Raw genomic sequence first — 15,270 nt, 5'->3', positions numbered from 1 at the left:
TCGTGCCCGGTGCGCGGGCGGTCGCCGCACGGAGGCGATCAGCCCTGCGGCGGGTCCGGCAGGCGCAGGTCGACGACGAGGGGACGGTGGTCGCTCGCCCGCGCCACGGGGTCGTCGGCCGGCACGAGCGCACCGACCACCGGCAGCAACGGGTCCGCGAGGACGGCGTCGATGCGCACCCGCGGCTCGTCGGCGGGGTACGTCGGGTCGTCGACCCCCGCCTCGGCCGCGGCGTCGACGAGGGCGGCGGACTCCGCCAGCGCGGACCACGCGGGCGAGCCCGGGCGCTCGTTGAGGTCGCCGAGGACGACGACGAGCTCGTCGGCCCGGGTGGCGTCGCGCAGCACCCGCGCACCCAGGCGCCCGACGTGCCGCAGCCGCTCGTCGGCCCGCAGGCCGAGGTGCACGACCACGACCCGCACACCGTCCACGAGGGCCGTCGACGCCCCGCGGCGCGTGAGCCCGGGACGCCACGGCAGCCGCACGGCCCGGGCGTCGGTGACCCGCCGGTGCGCGACGACGAGCAGCGCCGTGGTGCGGGCCCCTCCCCCGCCGACGACGAGCCGCATGCCGGTGCGCCCGGCGAACCGCAGCAGCCGGGCCCGGCCGCCCGGCCCGCGCGGGGGCTCCTGCAGCGCCAGCACGTCCGGGCGGCAGGCCCGGACGACGTCCGCGACGCCGGGGTCGCGCAGGCCGTGCACGTTGTAGGTCATCACCCGCAGGGCGGGGTGCTCGTCAGCGGTCACGCGTCCTCCCGATCCCCCCGGGGTCCGGGTGCAGCCTAGGCAGAGCGGACCCTCCCTGTCCGGCGGTCACCCGTCCGCGGCCGAATACGTGCCTTGAGCCGCAGGTCGGGGCGCTACGGTTCACAGCATCCACACAGGGGGGCCGTGCGGTTCCTCCTGCCCTGACCCCGGAGGACCCCGTGCGCCGCACCCCCGCCCTCGCCCTCGCGGCGACCACCCTGCTGCTGACCGCGGCCTGCTCGTCGGCCGAGCAGCCCTCCGCGGGCGCGACGTCCGCCCCGCCGGCGTCCGCGACGCCCGTGGCCGAGGCGGTCGAGCCGCCGACGCTCGAGGAGTGCGTGGTCGGCACGTGGGAGCAGGACATGGACGCGATGTCGGAGCAGTTCGAGGCCATGTTCGCGCCGCTCGCCGCGGAGACGGACGGGCTCGACATCTCGTTCGACGGGACCGCGTCGGCCGCGTTCGCGAAGGACGGGACCGTGACGTCGACCACGGACAGCACGATCGTGATGACCTCCGTGATCGAGGGCACCGAGCTCGTGATGACCATGGTCAGCGGCGGGACGACGACAGGCACGTGGGTCGTCGAGGACGACACGATCACGGTGGGCGACGTCGACGCGTCGGGTCTGACGATGGACGTCTCCACGACGCTCGACGGGGTCGAGACCGAGATCCCGGGCATGGACGAGATGGCGAACGCTGACAGCCTCGTGGGTCAGCTGCCCCCCGCGGCGGCAGCCGTCGAGTGCACCGACGACGAGCTCGTCATGACGACCGAGATGCCGGACGCGTCGATGGCTCCCGCGGTCCAGCGGTACACCCGCTGACGCCCGCCGGGGTCGCCGCCCGTCCTGCGCGCGGCGACCCCGGTCCTCAGCGGACGAGCTCGGGGGCCTCGTGCTCCAGGCGGCCCTCGCGGTCGACGCGGGCGGCGCGCAGCCGGGACCCGATGACGGCCCCGAAGGCCACGGCCGTCGCCACGAGGGCGATCGCCAGGCGCGCGGTGTGGTTCGCGTCGTCGCCGACGGAGATGACCACGACCGCGGGCGCGATGAGCAGCGACACCAGGTTCATCACCTTGATGAGCGGGTTGATCGCCGGCCCGGCGGTGTCCTTGAAGGGGTCGCCGACGGTGTCGCCGATGACGGCGGCGGCGTGCGCGGCCGACCCCTTGCCGCCGTGGTGGCCGTCCTCGACGATCTTCTTCGCGTTGTCCCAGGCGCCGCCGGCGTTGGCCAGGAACACGGCCATGAGCACCCCGGTGCCGATGGCCCCGGCGAGGAACCCGGCGAGCGGGCCGACGCCGAGGCCGAAGCCGACCGCGATGGGTGCGAACGCGGCGAGCAGGCCCGGCGTGGCGAGCTCGCGCAGGGAGTCGCGGGTGCAGATGTCGACGACGCGGCCGTACTCGGGGCGGACCTCGCCGGTCATGATGCCGGGGTGCTCGCGGAACTGGCGGCGGACCTCGAAGACGATGGCGCCGGCCGCACGGGTCACGGCGTCGATCGCGAGGCCGGAGAACAGGAACACCGTCGCACCGCCCAGGATCACGCCGACGAGCGTGACGGGGCTGATGATGTCGTAGCTCATCATCGCGGCGGTCAGGCCGTCCCCGACGTCCTCGCCGACGTCGCGCAGGGTGTGGGCGACGGCGTCGGCGTAGGAGCCGAACAGGGCGGTCGCGGCGAGCACCGCGGTGGCGATGGCGATGCCCTTGGTGACGGCCTTGGTGGTGTTGCCGACGGCGTCGAGGTCGGTGAGGATCTGCGCGCCCTCGGGCGTGACGTCGCCGGACATCTCGGCGATGCCCTGGGCGTTGTCGCTCACGGGGCCGAAGGTGTCCATGGCGACGATGACGCCGACGGTGGTGAGCAGCCCGCACCCGGCGAGCGCGACGAGGAACAGCGCGAGCGGGACGGACCCGCCGGCGACGAGGAACACCCCGCAGATGGCGGCGGCGATGATGCCCGCGGTGTACACGGCGGACTCGAACCCGACGCCGATGCCGGACAGCACGACCGTCGCGGGCCCGGTGAGGGTCGTGCGCGCCACGTGCAGGGTCGGCTTGCTCGTCGTCCCGGTGAAGTACCCGGTGACCCAGAGGATGACGCCGGCGAGGACGACGCCGATGAGCACGGCGGCCGACGCGACGAGCCGCGGGTCGCCCGCGTGCGTCTCGAGGCCCGCGGTGCCCGGCGTGAGCTGGGCGAACGTGGCGGGCAGGTACGCGTACGCCGCCGCGGCGGCGAGCAGCACGCCGACGAGCGCGGAGACGTAGAAGCCGCGGTTGATGGCGGTGAGCCCGCTCTCGGCGCCCCGCACGCGGGTGATGACGACGCCGAGCGCCGCGACGAGGGCTCCCATGGTGGTGACGATCAGCGGGAAGACCATCCCCTGCTCGCCGAACGCCGCACGCCCGAGGATGAGCGCGGCGACGAGGGTCACCGCGTAGGACTCGAACAGGTCGGCCGCCATGCCGGCGCAGTCGCCGACGTTGTCGCCCACGTTGTCGGCGATGGTCGCGGCGTTGCGCGGGTCGTCCTCGGGGATGCCCTGCTCGACCTTGCCCACGAGGTCGGCGCCGACGTCGGCGGCCTTGGTGAAGATGCCGCCGCCGACGCGCATGAACATGGCCAGCAGGGCCGCGCCGAAGCCGAAACCCTCGAGCACCGCGGGCGCCTGCGTGCCGTAGACCAGCACGACGGCGGCCGCACCGAGCAGGCCGAGGCCGACGACGCTCATGCCGACGACGCCGCCGGTCCGGAAGGCGATGCGCGCGCCCTCCGCGCGCCCGCCCGGCAGGGACGCGGCCGCCGCGACGCGCACGTTGGCGCGCGTGGCCAGCCACATGCCCAGGAACCCGATCGCGGCCGAGAACCCGGCACCGACGAGGAAGAACAGGGACCGGCCGAGCCGGACCCCGCCGTCCCCGGGGAGCAGGAAGAGCAGGGCGCACACGACGGCCGCGAACACGGCCAGCGTGCGGTACTGGCGGCGCAGGTACGCCGACGCCCCCTCCTGGACGGCCTGCGCGATCTGCTGCATCGACGCCGTGCCCTCGCCCGCCGCGAGCACCTGGCGGCGCAGCACGGCGGCCATGACCAGGGCGGCGACCGCGACGAGCGCGATGACGGAGACGATCGTGATGCTCGTGGCACCGAGCTGCATGCGTCCTCCTCGACACAGCGCGCACGCCACCCCCCGCGGCGTGCGTCGTGCCCCGCGGCCCCGTTGCCGCCGGACCCCGCGAGTGTAGGGCAGGAGGTGTGACCTGCGTCGCACGAGACGGTGACCGGGCGGCGGCGCCCCGCGGTCGGCACGGTGGACGGCACGGTCCGCGGCACGGTGGACGGTGCACGGCACGGCCGGGCGGTCGGCGCTGCCGACCGCCCGCCCGCCGCGTGTCAGCCCGGCGTGCCGAGGGCGTCCGCGCGCGTCGCGTGGATGGTGAACAGGCCGGTCAGGCCCGTGATCCGGAAGACCTTGAGCAGCCGCTCCGAGGTGATGACGAGCTCGAGGGTGCCGCCGGCCAGGCGCAGTCTCTTGAGCGCACCGACGAGGATGCCCAGCCCGGTCGAGTCCATGAACGTGATGCCCGTGAGGTCGACGACGAGGTCCGTCCGCCCGTCGGTCACCGCCCGCGCGAGCGCGTCGCGCAGCCGGTCGCCGCTGGCCACGTCGACCTCGCCGACCGCGCGCACGACCGTGCGGCCCCCCACGTCCTCCGTGCTCACGTGCAGGTGCATCACAGCCTCCCCCCAGGACGATTCAAGCACCATGCCGCCCGACCCCAACGTTCCGGGGCCCCCGCACGTCTGGGAGGGTGAGCGCGGCCCCGCAGGGGGAGGCCGTGCCACGACGGGACGAGGGTGGGCGCGTGAGGGCCGAGGACGGCAGGGCCGGACGGGTCGCGGCGTGGGAGGACGCGCTCGGCACGCTCGTGCGCGAGCGGGGCCGGGCGCTGGTCGGGTACGCGTACCTGCTGACCGGCGACCTGCGCGAGGCGGAGGACCTCGTGCAGGACGCGCTGGTCCGCACCTTCACCCGCGGGCGCGGCACCCGCGAGGTCGCCTCCGCGGAGGCGTACGTGCGCCGGGCGATCCTCACCACGTACGTCGACGGGTTCCGCCGACGTCGGCACTGGGCGACGATCCGGCACCTGACGGCCGCCCCCGACCGCACGCCGCCCGACGGCCCGCAGGCCGGGCCCGAGCCCGTGGTCACCACGCGCCTGGCCGTGCAGGAGGCCCTGGCCACGCTCGCCCCCCGGGTCCGCGCCTGCGTGGTGCTGCGGCACCTGGAGGACATGACGGTCGCGCAGGTCGCCGACGCCCTCGGTCTCTCGCAGGGCGCGGTCAAGCGGTACCTGTCCGACGGCGCCCGCGCCCTGGGGCGCGTCCTGGGACCGGACGGCTCCGCCGCACCACCACCGACCGACCCGACCGTCGACACCCTCGTCACCCTCCGGAGGACCCGATGAGCACGGACCTGGACGTCGCCCTGAACGAGATCGCCGAGGCCGCCGGCCGCGCGTCCCGCCTGGCACCGGACGAGACGGACGCGCTCGCGGTCGTCCAGCGCATCACGGCACGGGTCCGACGCCGACGCGCGCTGCAGACCGTCTCCGGTGCGGCGGCCGCCGCGGCTGCGCTCGGCGCCGTCGGCCTCAGCGCCGGCCTGCTGGGACCGTCACCGTCGCTGCCGGCCGCCCGTCCGGGCGCCGAACCGGGCAGCTGCGGTTCGGACGTCGGCACGCTCCCGGCGGCGGACGCGTCCGTCGGGACGATGGTCGGCGTCCCGTCGGATGACGGTCGGGGCGGTTTCAGCAGCAGCCCGCCGCTCGGCACCTGGGGTGGGTCCGAGGTGCCGATCATGCTCACCGACGTCGTGCAGGGGAGAGACGTGAACCCGCTGCCGACCGACACCCGCGCGCTGCTGGCCCGCGACGGCGTCGTCGTCTCGACGTCGACTCTGAGGTCCGACCTGCGCGACGTCGTGCCGGGCGCCGGCTCCGAGCAGGTCGACGGCTCGGAGCAGTGGGAGACGGGCACCTCGGTGCTGTCGCTCGGCCGGTGCGACGACGGCCGGCGGCTGCCCCCGGGCGACTACGACCTGTGGGTCCTGCACGTGCGGTCCGGGATGCCTGCGCGGACCGACGGGCCGTGGACCCTCACGGTCGCGGAGCCGCTCGAGCAGATCCCGGCCCCCGCCGGGTTCCCGCAGGAGGTGCCGCTCGCCGGCGGGACGATCGCGTCGGTGCAGGACGGGACCGCCACGACCGACGACGGCTGGGTCGTCGAGGTCGAGGCCCCGGGGGACGACCGGTTGGCCGTCGCCGCAGCACTGCTCGACCACGACCCGGCCTCGGGGCGCGTGCCGGTGACCGGGCCTCTCACGCGGACGCTCGGAGGCCACGTCGTGACGGTCTGGCAGTCGACCCTGCCCGACGGTGCACCGTCGCTGGTCTACCGCGTCGTCCCGCTCGACGTCGCCGGGTGACCCGGGCACGGTGCGCTCACGTGCCGACGGCCGGGACGATCCGGACGTGCTCGCCCGGTCGCAGCTGCGCGGCCCGCGCGCACGCCCGCGGGGTCAGCACGGCCACGACGGGGTAGCCGCCGGTGACGGGGTGGTCGGCACCGAAGACGACGGGTCGCCCGTCGTGGGGCACCTGGACGGCCCCGGGCACCAGCCCCTCCGACGGCAGCTCGCCGTGGCCCGCGAGCGTGAGCGGGTCGCCGTCGAGCCGGACGGCGACCCGGTTGCTCTCGGGTGCCACCGTCCAGGTCCGGCGCCACAGCGCGTCCTGGGCGGCGGGTGCCAGGTGTCCGAGCCGGGGGCCCGTGGTCGCGGCGAGCAGGACCGTCCGCCCCGGCCCTCGCCGCGCCGGCGCCGGGGGGCTCGTGCCGGGGTCGGCGACGGCGGGCAGCCCGTCGAAGCAGGTGCCGTAGGCGAGGAGGTCGCCGGCGCGGACGGGGGCGGGCCCCAGCCCGGAGAGCTGGTCGTGCGCGCGCGAGCCCAGCACCGGGGTGGCGTCGACGCCGCCCCGCACGGCGAGCCACGTGCGCAGGCCCCGGGCGGGGGCGCCGAGGGCGAGGGTCGCGCCGGCGGGTGCGCGGACGGCGACCCCGTGGGGCACGGGCACGCCGTCGAGGTGCGCGTCGGTCTGCGCGCCGGTCAGCGCGAACGCGGTCGAGCCGCCGAAGGTGACGACGAGCCCGCCGAGCAGCACCTCCAGGCCGGCGGCGGAGGTGGCGTTGCCGACGAGCCGGTTGGCGTGCGCGAGCGCGGCCGGGTCCGCAGCACCCGACCGTGGGACGCCGACCGCGGCGAGCCCGGGGCGGCCGAGGTCCTCGACGAGGACGAGCGGGCCGGGGCGCACGACCGTGAGCGCGAGGGGCAGCAGGGCGGGTGCGTCGCCGCCGGGGCCCGCCGGGGCCGGGCCGTCCGTGGCCGGTCCGTCCGTGCCCTGCCGACCCGGTGCGGGGGCGTCCGCGGGGACGGGTGCGTGCCCCGTCGTCGCACCCGGTGCGGGCGCCGCCACGACCGCGGCGGGACGGCGCCGCACGAAGCGCACGGCGTCGCCGGGGGCGAGCAGCGCGGCGCCGTCGCGCCCGCGGGTGACGTCGAACACCGGCTCGGGCGACGTGCCGATCAGGCGCCACCCGCCGGGCGTGGGCCCGGGGTACACGGCGGTGAACTCCCCCGCGACCGCGACCGACCCGGCCGGCACGCGGGTGCGCGGCGAGGACCGGCGGGGCACCTGCAGCGCGGGGTCGACACCGACGACGTACGCGAAGCCGGGCATGAACCCGCCGAACGCGACCCGGTACCCGCCCGGCCCGCCGGCGAGGTGCCGGGCCACGACCTCCTCGACGGCGAGGCCGGTGAGCGCGGCGACCTCGTCGAGGTCGGGACCGTCGTAGACCACCGGCACCTCGACGGTCCGCGGCGGCACGGCGTCGGGGACCCCGTCGGCGTCTGCGGCGTCGTCCAGGGGTCGCGTCCCGGGCCCGGCGGTGTCACGGGCGAGCGTCGCCACGCGCGCGGCCCAGGCCGCCCGGCGGTCGGCGGCGCCGCGGACGAGGACGGTGCGGGCGGCGGGCACCACGTCGAGGACGCCGGCGGGGGCGGCGGTGCGCAGCGCGGCGTCGACCGCCCGGACGGCCCGCAGGTCCGGCAGGTCTACGAGGACGGCGTCCGCGCCGTAGGGGCGCACGACCGGGGCGCCGTCAGGGCCGGGGCCCGTCACGCGCGAGGGCCGGGTGCGGCCGTGGCGCCCGCGTCGAGGTCGACGAACGGGCGCACGGCGAGACCTGCGTCGAGGAGCGCGCGGCGCACCGCCGTGGCCAGCGCCACCGCGCCCGGGGTGTCGGAGTGCACGCACAACGACGCCGCGCGCAGCGGCAGGACCGTGCCGTCGACCGCGACGACGACGCCCTCGACGGCCATCCGCACGGCGCGCTCGGCGGCCTGCTCGGGGTCGGTGACGAGCGCGCCGGGCTGCGTGCGCGGCACCAGCGTGCCCCGGGCGGTGTAGCCGCGGTCGACGAAGGCCTCGACGACGGGCACGAGGCCCGCCTCGGCCGCACGGGCCAGCACGCGCGACCCCGGCAGCCCCAGCACCGCGAGGCCGGGCTCCACGGCGGCGACGGCCTCGACGACCGCCCGGGCCTGGACGTCGTCGTGCACGACGGCGTTGTAGAGGGCGCCGTGCGGCTTGACGTGGGTGACCCGGGCGCCGGTGCCGCGGGCGACGGCGACGAGCGCGCCGACCTGGTACGCCACCTGGGCGCGCAGCACGTCCGGGGGCACGTCGAGCGCCCGCCTCCCGAACCCGGCCCGGTCGTCGTACGACGGGTGCGCCCCGACCGCGACACCGCGGGCCGCCGCGGCCGCGCACGTGGCGGCCATCGTCGCGGCGTCCCCGCCGTGGAAGCCGGTGGCGACGTTCGCCGACGAGACGAGGTCGAGCAGGGCGTCGTCCGCCGGGGGCTCGAGGCGCCAGTCGCCGTCGCCCTCGCCGAGGTCGGCGTTGAGGTCGATGCGCATCACGCGCCGATCCTCCCGCGGCGGGACGGCGGTGGTCACGTCGACCCGCACCCGCGAGCCCGGCGGGCGGGTGCACGGGCGCGCGCCCGCGCCCCGTCCGGCCCGAAACCTGCGGATCGCGCCGCACGGCGCCGATGGGACCGACGGACGCCCTGCCGACCGGCGGCGCACCCAGGGGGACGGGACAGGGCATGACGACGACGGAGCAGGGCACCACGACGGACGTGCCAGACGGGACCGGGCAGCACGCGCTGGACGTGCTGGACCGGTACGGGCTGCTGCACTCCTTCGACGGGCCGGAGTACGAGGACCTCATCGAGCTGGCGACCGACGTGACGGGCGCCGAGCTGGCCACGATCACGCTGGTGCTCCCCGCGGAGGGCGTGGTCCGGGCGCGCGTGGGGTCGCAGGTGGCGACCATCGACGCGGCGCAGTCGTTCACCGCGGTGACGGTCCGGGACCGCCTGCACCCCACCGTGGTCGGGGACATGACCGCCGACCCGCGGTTCGCCGACAACCCGTACGTCACCGGGCACCACCGGGTCCGGGCGTACATCGGGGTGACCGTCAGCTCGGTCGAGGACGAGCCGATCGCCACGGTCGAGGTGTTCGACACCCGGGTGCGGGAGTGGACCGAGCGGCAGGTGCGGCACATGACGATCCTCGGTCGCATGGTCGAGGCGCACTTCGAGCTGCGCCGTCTGCTGCACGAGGCGTTCCAGGGCGACTGACGGCGCGACGCGCACGCGGACGGGCCCTGAACGTCGGCGGAACGCGCGGTGACGCCCGTCTTCCGTGCCGGGCCCGTGCGCCCCTACCGTGGACGGCATGGCGTCGTACCGGGTGGTGACCGAGCGGTGGGAGGTGCTGGGCGCGCCGTTCGACGCGCCCGACGACCGGTCCGCGTTCGCGCTGCTGCCCGCCCACCTGGAGGTGCCGCCCCCGGCGTCGGCGGCGCTGGTCGGCCTGCAGGTGCAGGTCGGGGCGGGGTGGCTCGACGTGGGCCTGTGGTCCAGGACCTCCCCGGAGGACGACGCCGCACCGGCGACCCGCTGACCGGCCCTGTCGGCGGGTCCCGTCCAGGCCCTACCCGGCCGAGGCGTCGAGCGCCCACGCGGCGAGGGCGAGCGCCGGGACGACGACCGCCGCGGCGACGAGCCGACGGGCCAGCAGCGCGTGCGTGAGCGTCCCGCGCGTGCGGGAGGTCCGCAGGAACGCGACTTCCCTGCAGGTGAGCCCGAGCACGAGCGCACCGGCCGCGACCGCCGCGGGGTGCACGGCGCCGCTGCCGTCGAGGTGCGCGCCGAGCGACCACGCGGCCGCGACGGCGAGGAGCAGCACCCACAGACCGACGAGCGGCCCGTCACCCACGACGCGGGCCCACGGTCGCTGCGCGGGCGGCCCGGACCCGCCGTCGTGGTCGTCCGCCCGGGCCTCCGCCGCCCCGCGCAGACCCCAGCCGACGGCGACCAGCAGCGCGGCGGCGACCGCCACGACGGTCCTCAGCACGGCCACCCCGCCCTCGTGGGTCCGGCTCGCGGCGCACGGTCGGCGCCGACACCCCCATCCTGGCGCGGCGCGCGGCGGGCGTCGTCGTCCTCAGGGAGGACACACGGTGCGATGATGCGGCGGTGGGTCCCGGTGAGCTGCTCGACGTGCTGGCGGCGGGCGGGCGCCTCGCGGAGCGGGCCACGCACGTGCGGCACCTGCCGCCGCGCGCCGGGACGCACGGGGACTGGCCCGCGTGGGCGGACCCGGACCTCGTCCGCGGGTACCGGGCGCTCGGTGTCGACCGGCCGTGGGCGCACCAGGTCGACGCCGCCGAGGCCGTGCACGCCGGCCGGCACACGGTGCTCGCGACCTCGACGGGCTCCGGCAAGTCGCTCGCGTACTGGCTGCCCGCGCTGACGACGGTGCGGGCGGCCCGCGCTGGCGCCGTGCTGGACCCGGGGCGCATCGAGTCGGCCCGTCGTCGCCCGACCGTGCTGTACCTGAGCCCCACCAAAGCCCTGGCCGCCGACCAGCTGGCGTCGGTGGAGCGCCTGCTGGCCGCGTCGGGGGTGCGCGACGTGCGGGTCGCCACGTGCGACGGCGACACGTCGCGCGACGAGCGCCGGTGGGTGCGCGAGCACGCGGACGTCGTGCTGACCAACCCCGACCTGCTGCACCACGCGGTGCTGCCGCAGCACCGCACGTGGTCACGGGTCGTGGGGTCGCTCGCCTACGTGGTCGTGGACGAGTGCCACGCCTTCCGCGGGGTGTTCGGCGCGCACGTCGGGCTCGTGCTGCGGCGGCTGCGGCGGGTGGCGGCGAGCTACGGCGCCGCACCGGTCATGGTGATGGCGTCCGCGACGACCGGGGACCCGGCCACCAGCGCGGCCCGGCTCGTCGGCGTCCCGGCGCACGAGGTGCACGCGGTGACGGCCGACGCGTCCCCGGCCGGGCGCAAGGCGTTCGTGCTGTGGCAGCCGCCCGAGCTGCCCGGCGGGGACAGCCCGTGGTCGGCGCTGGTCCCCGACGACGACCCGTGGGCGAGCGTCCTGCTGGTCCCGGCTCGTGGCGACACCGGGGTCGGTGCGGCCGACCCCGCCGGTGACGAGCCCGCCGAGCACGGCCCACGCGACCCGGACGCCGCGGGTGGGCTCCCGGAGCCGGTGACCCCCGAGGGTTCGGGGCCGCAGGGCACCGGCGAGCGGCTCGTCGCCGTGCGCACCGACCGCCCGCGGCGCACGGCGACCGCCGAGGTCGCGGACCTGCTGGCGGACCTCGTCGCGGCCGGCGCTCGCGTGCTCGCGTTCACGCGGTCGCGCCGCGGGGCGGAGTCGGTCGCGACGACCACCCAGGCGCACCTCGCTGCCGTGCACCCCGCGCTCGTGGACCAGGTGCAGGCGTACCGCGGCGGGTACCTGCCCGAGGAGCGCCGGGCCCTGGAGCGGGCGGTGCGCAGCGGCGAGGTCCGCGGGCTCGCCACGACGAGCGCGCTCGAGCTGGGCGTGGACATCTCCGGGCTCGACGCCGTGCTCGTGGCGGGCTGGCCGGGCACGCGGGTGTCGCTGTGGCAGCAGGCCGGGCGGGCAGGACGCGCGGGCTCGGACGGGCTGGTCGTGCTCGTGGCCCGCGAGGACCCGCTCGACACGTTCCTCGTGCACCACCCCGAGGCAGTGCTCGACGCGCCCGTCGAGGCGACCGTCTTCGACACCGGCAACCCGTACGTGCTGGCGCCGCACCTGTGCGCGGCGGCCGCGGAGGCGCCGCTGCGCGCCGAGGAGCTCGACCTGTTCGGCCCGCGGGCCCCGGCGCTGCTCGACGAGCTGACGCAGCGGGGGGTGCTGCGGCGCCGGTCGTCGGGCTGGTACTGGACGCACGCGGAGCCGGCGAGCCGGCTGACGGACCTGCGCGGGGCGGGCGGGCAGCCGGTGCGGGTGGTCGAGACGGCGACGGGCCGCCTGCTGGGCACCGTCGACGCCGCGTCGGCGGACGCGACCGTGCACCCGGGTGCGGTGTACGTGCACCAGGGGCGCACGTTCGTGGTGGACGACCTGCACCTGGACGACGCGGTGGCGCTCGCGACGGCGCGGGACGTGGACCACGGCACCTGGGCGCGGTGGGTGACGTCGACGTCCGTGGTGGACGTCGAGCAGGAGGTCTCCTGGGGGCCGGTGACCTGGGCCACCGGGCAGGTGGACGTGACCACGCAGGTGCTGGGCTACCAGCGCCGGCGCCTGCCGGACCTGCAGGTGCTGGGGACGCACGAGCTGGACCTGCCGGCCCGCACCCTGCGCACGGCCGCCGTGTGGTGGACGGCCCCGGCGGCGGTGCTCGAGGAGGCGGGCGTCACCCTGGAGGCCGCACCGGGGGCGCTGCACGCGGCCGAGCACGCGTCGATCGGCCTGCTGCCGCTGCTGGCGACGTGCGACCGGTGGGACCTGGGCGGGCTGTCGACGCTCGCGCACGTCGACACCGGGCACGCCACCGTGTTCGTGCACGACGGGCACCCCGGGGGTGCGGGGTTCGCCGCGCGCGGGTTCGACCTCGGCCCGACGTGGCTGGCGGCGACCCGGGACGCGATCGCCGCGTGCCCGTGCGCCGCGGGCTGCCCCGCGTGCGTGCAGTCGCCCAAGTGCGGCAACGGCAACGACCCGCTCGACAAGCACGCGGCGCTGCGGCTGCTCACGGCCGTCCTCGCGCACGCTCCTGCCGGCTGACGCAGCACCGCGCGGCACCTCGCACAGGGGGGTTGCGAGGTGCCGCGCGGCGGTCGTGCCCGGGCCGACGTGCTGGGGGTTCGTCGGCCCGGGAGTCTCAGTGGTCGCGGGTGCGACGCATGCGGACCTGCTCGGCGAAGATCGCGCGGCGCAGGGCGGGGCCGGCCTCGTCGGGGTCGACGAAGCGGATCGCCGTGCTCCACCGCGACGCCGCGCTCTCCCGGGTGCGCACGTGCGGCACGGTGCCGGGGGCACCGGTCGCGGCGTCGTCGTCGGGGCCGTCGTGGTCGTGGTCCTGCCGGTCGGAGCCGTCGTCGACGACGCGGGCGCCGGGCACGCGGGCCTTGCGCCGGTCCACCCACGGCGCGGCGCGCACCACGCGCGCGGCGAGCCGGAACTGCGCCTCGCCGAAGGCGAACGTCACCGTCACAGGGTGCTCGTCGGGGAGCCGGTCGTGCAGCACGCAGCGCAGCCCGCCCTCGGACAGGTCGATGGTCATGCCGTCCGCGACGGGGTGCCGGGGCGTGCCGCTGTCCTCCGGGCGCGTCTCGACGCTCACCGGCAGGCCGACGGGCACGCGCACGAACTGGCGCCGCTGCAGCCGGGTCGCCGACCCGACGACCACGAGGCGCCACCCGCGCACGCCCTCGGCCATGCGGTCGATGCGGACGAACCGCACGGGCAGCTCGAGCACGCCACGCTCGGTCGGCCAGACGAGCGTCATGCGGGAGTCCTCGGCAGGCGGCTCGACGTCACCGCCGTACCAGGGCGGCGACACCAGCACGTGGTGCCGCAGCTCGGTCCCGTCGACGACGACCTCGACGTCCTCGACCCGGGTGGGCACGCCCGACCCCGGCTCCGCGGCGTCCGGGTCCAGGACGACGCGCACCCGCTGGTTGACGTGCGGGATGCCCGCCGCGGCCTCGACGACCTCGCGCTCCATCTCCGTGATGCTCATCTTCCGGTACCCCCGACCTCGTCTGCTCAGCCATGCCATCGGACCTCCCGGAGCAGTCGTTGAACGGTCCACCGGGCGAAGCCGGGCGATCGTCCAGTTCGGTGGGTGCCAGCACCCAGCGCCGCCACCCGATCGGCAGCACCCGAGCACTGTCCCGCGTCCCGGAGGGCGCCGCGAGGTGGCAGGCGGGTGACGTCACGGGCCGTTCGACCGTCCGCGCGACGGGCCGAGCCGCACCGCTCCCGCACCCCGGCGGTCGACCGCCGAGCCCGGGTCACGCGTCACGAGCCGTCACCGGCCCCGCGCGCGCGGCGGCCCGTGCGTCGCCGACCGCCGACGCCACCCGGACGGCGACGTCCACGACGCCCGGGCCCGTGACCGTGCAGGACCCGAGGTCGGCGCCGTTGCGGGCGGCGACCTCCGCGGCCCGCGCGCACGGGTCGACGGACGCACCGGGCGACGTCGCCGCCGCGGCGGCGGCGAGCGCGGCGAGGTCCGCGGCCGTCCGGGCGCGTCCGCGCGCGTCGTACGCACCGGCGACGAGCCCGACGGCGAGGAGCAGCGCACCCGCCGCGGCGACCACACCGAGGACGAGGACGGAACCCGCACCACGGTCGCCCGCCGCACCGCGGCGCACCACCGCGCCACGGGCAGCGGCCCCGCCCCGGCGCCAGGCCGGGAGCGGCCCGGTCACGGTTCGACCCGTGCGGTCGCGTCGGCCCGGATCTCGACACCCGCGGCCCACCCCGTCAGCGCGGACGTCACCGTCACGGTCACCCAGTCCCCGTCCCGTCGCACCCCGACCTGCGCGGCGCGCCCGCCGAGGACGGTGCGGGCCGCCTCGACGACCGCCGCGTCCGGCTCGTGCAGGGCGGCGACGCGGGCGGCGGTGCGCGCGGCGTCCTCGGCCCGCAGCCGCGTCACCGACGCAGCCCCGAGCGTGAGCACCGCGACCAGGACCACCGCGACGGCGACCATGCCGATCGCGAGCTCGGCGGTCACGGCACCGCGGTCCCCCGCGCGCGCACCTCCGGTGCGGACGCCGGGGCGACCGCGGTGCCGCCCGCTCACCCGCCGAGCGCCTGACGGACGATCCCCAGGAGCAGGCCCTTGACCTCGTTGCCCTTGAGGATCACCACGAGCAGTCCCGCGAAGCCCACCGCGGCGAGCGTGGCGATCGCGTACTCCGCGGTCGCCATGCCCGCGTCGCGGGTCCCCGTGCGCACCCGCGCCGCGACCGTCGCCACCAGGCGCCGCACGCGCTGCTTCCGTCGTGCCATGTCGTACCTCCCGTGCCCGCGCCGAC

Annotated in this window: 16 protein-coding genes; 6 read left to right on the top strand and 10 right to left on the bottom strand. The window is 77.3% G+C overall.

What is annotated here, in order from left to right:
* Window positions 1–38: 38 nt before the first annotated feature.
* Entirely contained in the window at window positions 39–746 is a 708-nt protein-coding gene (locus FBY24_RS11650) for an endonuclease/exonuclease/phosphatase family protein (protein ID WP_142160764.1), read from the bottom strand.
* A gap of 179 nt (window positions 747–925) precedes the next feature.
* On the opposite strand from FBY24_RS11650, the gene FBY24_RS11645 reads away from it, so the two are divergent.
* Window positions 926–1,576, top strand: a complete 651-nt coding sequence (locus FBY24_RS11645) for a hypothetical protein (protein ID WP_142160762.1) — start codon at window positions 926–928, stop codon at window positions 1,574–1,576.
* A 46-nt stretch (window positions 1,577–1,622) separates the two neighbouring features.
* Here the strand turns inward: FBY24_RS11645 and FBY24_RS11640 are convergent, their stop codons facing one another.
* Window positions 1,623–3,917, bottom strand: a complete 2,295-nt coding sequence (locus FBY24_RS11640; protein ID WP_142160760.1) for a sodium-translocating pyrophosphatase — start codon at window positions 3,915–3,917, stop codon at window positions 1,623–1,625.
* A 236-nt stretch (window positions 3,918–4,153) separates the two neighbouring features.
* Window positions 4,154–4,495, bottom strand: coding sequence for an STAS domain-containing protein (locus FBY24_RS11635; RefSeq protein ID WP_142160758.1), 342 nt, complete (start codon window positions 4,493–4,495; stop codon window positions 4,154–4,156).
* 131 nt (window positions 4,496–4,626) lie between these two features.
* Between FBY24_RS11635 and FBY24_RS11630 the strand changes: the two genes are divergently transcribed.
* Window positions 4,627–5,229 carry a SigE family RNA polymerase sigma factor gene (locus FBY24_RS11630; RefSeq protein WP_142160756.1) on the top strand — a complete coding sequence of 201 codons (603 nt, stop codon included), beginning with the start codon at window positions 4,627–4,629 and terminating at the stop codon, window positions 5,227–5,229.
* A complete protein-coding gene (locus FBY24_RS11625; RefSeq protein WP_142160754.1) occupies window positions 5,226–6,248 on the top strand; it encodes a hypothetical protein in 1,023 nt (340 codons plus the stop codon). Before FBY24_RS11630 ends, FBY24_RS11625 begins: the two co-directional genes overlap by 4 nt.
* Before the next feature lie 16 nt (window positions 6,249–6,264).
* Here FBY24_RS11625 and FBY24_RS11620 read toward each other — a convergent pair whose 3' ends face one another.
* Together FBY24_RS11620 and FBY24_RS11615 are read right to left on the bottom strand one after the other, a co-directional pair.
* Entirely contained in the window at window positions 6,265–7,968 is a 1,704-nt protein-coding gene (locus FBY24_RS11620) for an urea amidolyase family protein (RefSeq protein ID WP_255432366.1), read from the bottom strand.
* Between the two features lie 29 nt (window positions 7,969–7,997).
* Window positions 7,998–8,801, bottom strand: a complete 804-nt coding sequence (locus FBY24_RS11615; RefSeq protein ID WP_142163472.1) for a LamB/YcsF family protein — start codon at window positions 8,799–8,801, stop codon at window positions 7,998–8,000.
* Between the two features lie 191 nt (window positions 8,802–8,992).
* On the opposite strand from FBY24_RS11615, the gene FBY24_RS11610 reads away from it, so the two are divergent.
* Entirely contained in the window at window positions 8,993–9,532 is a 540-nt protein-coding gene (locus tag FBY24_RS11610; RefSeq protein ID WP_160158499.1) for a GAF domain-containing protein, read from the top strand.
* A gap of 97 nt (window positions 9,533–9,629) precedes the next feature.
* The gene (locus FBY24_RS19010; RefSeq protein ID WP_160158498.1) at window positions 9,630–9,857 is read left to right on the top strand and encodes a hypothetical protein; all 228 of its coding nucleotides are present in this window, start codon (window positions 9,630–9,632) and stop codon (window positions 9,855–9,857) included.
* Between the two features lie 30 nt (window positions 9,858–9,887).
* Here FBY24_RS19010 and FBY24_RS11600 read toward each other — a convergent pair whose 3' ends face one another.
* Window positions 9,888–10,310: a hypothetical protein gene (locus FBY24_RS11600; RefSeq protein ID WP_142160746.1), complete on the bottom strand. Its 423-nt coding sequence runs from the start codon at window positions 10,308–10,310 to the stop codon at window positions 9,888–9,890.
* A 122-nt stretch (window positions 10,311–10,432) separates the two neighbouring features.
* Between FBY24_RS11600 and FBY24_RS11595 the strand changes: the two genes are divergently transcribed.
* Complete coding sequence (locus tag FBY24_RS11595) at window positions 10,433–13,006, top strand: DEAD/DEAH box helicase (protein WP_142160745.1); 2,574 nt, start codon at window positions 10,433–10,435, stop codon at window positions 13,004–13,006.
* Window positions 13,007–13,103: 97 nt separating this feature from the next.
* On the opposite strand, the gene FBY24_RS11590 is transcribed toward FBY24_RS11595, so the two are convergent.
* From FBY24_RS11590 to FBY24_RS11575, 4 genes are all read right to left on the bottom strand, one after another.
* Window positions 13,104–13,964 (bottom strand): PilZ domain-containing protein, encoded by an 861-nt coding sequence (locus FBY24_RS11590; RefSeq protein WP_142160743.1) that lies wholly within the window; start codon window positions 13,962–13,964, stop codon window positions 13,104–13,106.
* A gap of 274 nt (window positions 13,965–14,238) precedes the next feature.
* Window positions 14,239–14,658 carry an Rv3654c family TadE-like protein gene (locus FBY24_RS11585; RefSeq protein ID WP_255432365.1) on the bottom strand — a complete coding sequence of 140 codons (420 nt, stop codon included), beginning with the start codon at window positions 14,656–14,658 and terminating at the stop codon, window positions 14,239–14,241.
* Complete coding sequence (locus FBY24_RS11580) at window positions 14,655–14,966, bottom strand: TadE family type IV pilus minor pilin (protein ID WP_255432364.1); 312 nt, start codon at window positions 14,964–14,966, stop codon at window positions 14,655–14,657. The genes FBY24_RS11585 and FBY24_RS11580 overlap by 4 nt, the downstream gene beginning before the upstream one ends.
* Window positions 14,967–15,031: 65 nt before the next feature.
* Entirely contained in the window at window positions 15,032–15,244 is a 213-nt protein-coding gene (locus tag FBY24_RS11575; RefSeq protein ID WP_142160739.1) for a DUF4244 domain-containing protein, read from the bottom strand.
* Window positions 15,245–15,270 lie beyond the last annotated feature (26 nt).

The organism is Cellulomonas sp. SLBN-39 (assembly GCF_006715865.1).
Taxonomy (GTDB): domain Bacteria; phylum Actinomycetota; class Actinomycetes; order Actinomycetales; family Cellulomonadaceae; genus Cellulomonas.
Note: the sequence above shows the minus strand (reverse complement) of the source record. Positions and strands in the feature narration are given on the sequence as shown.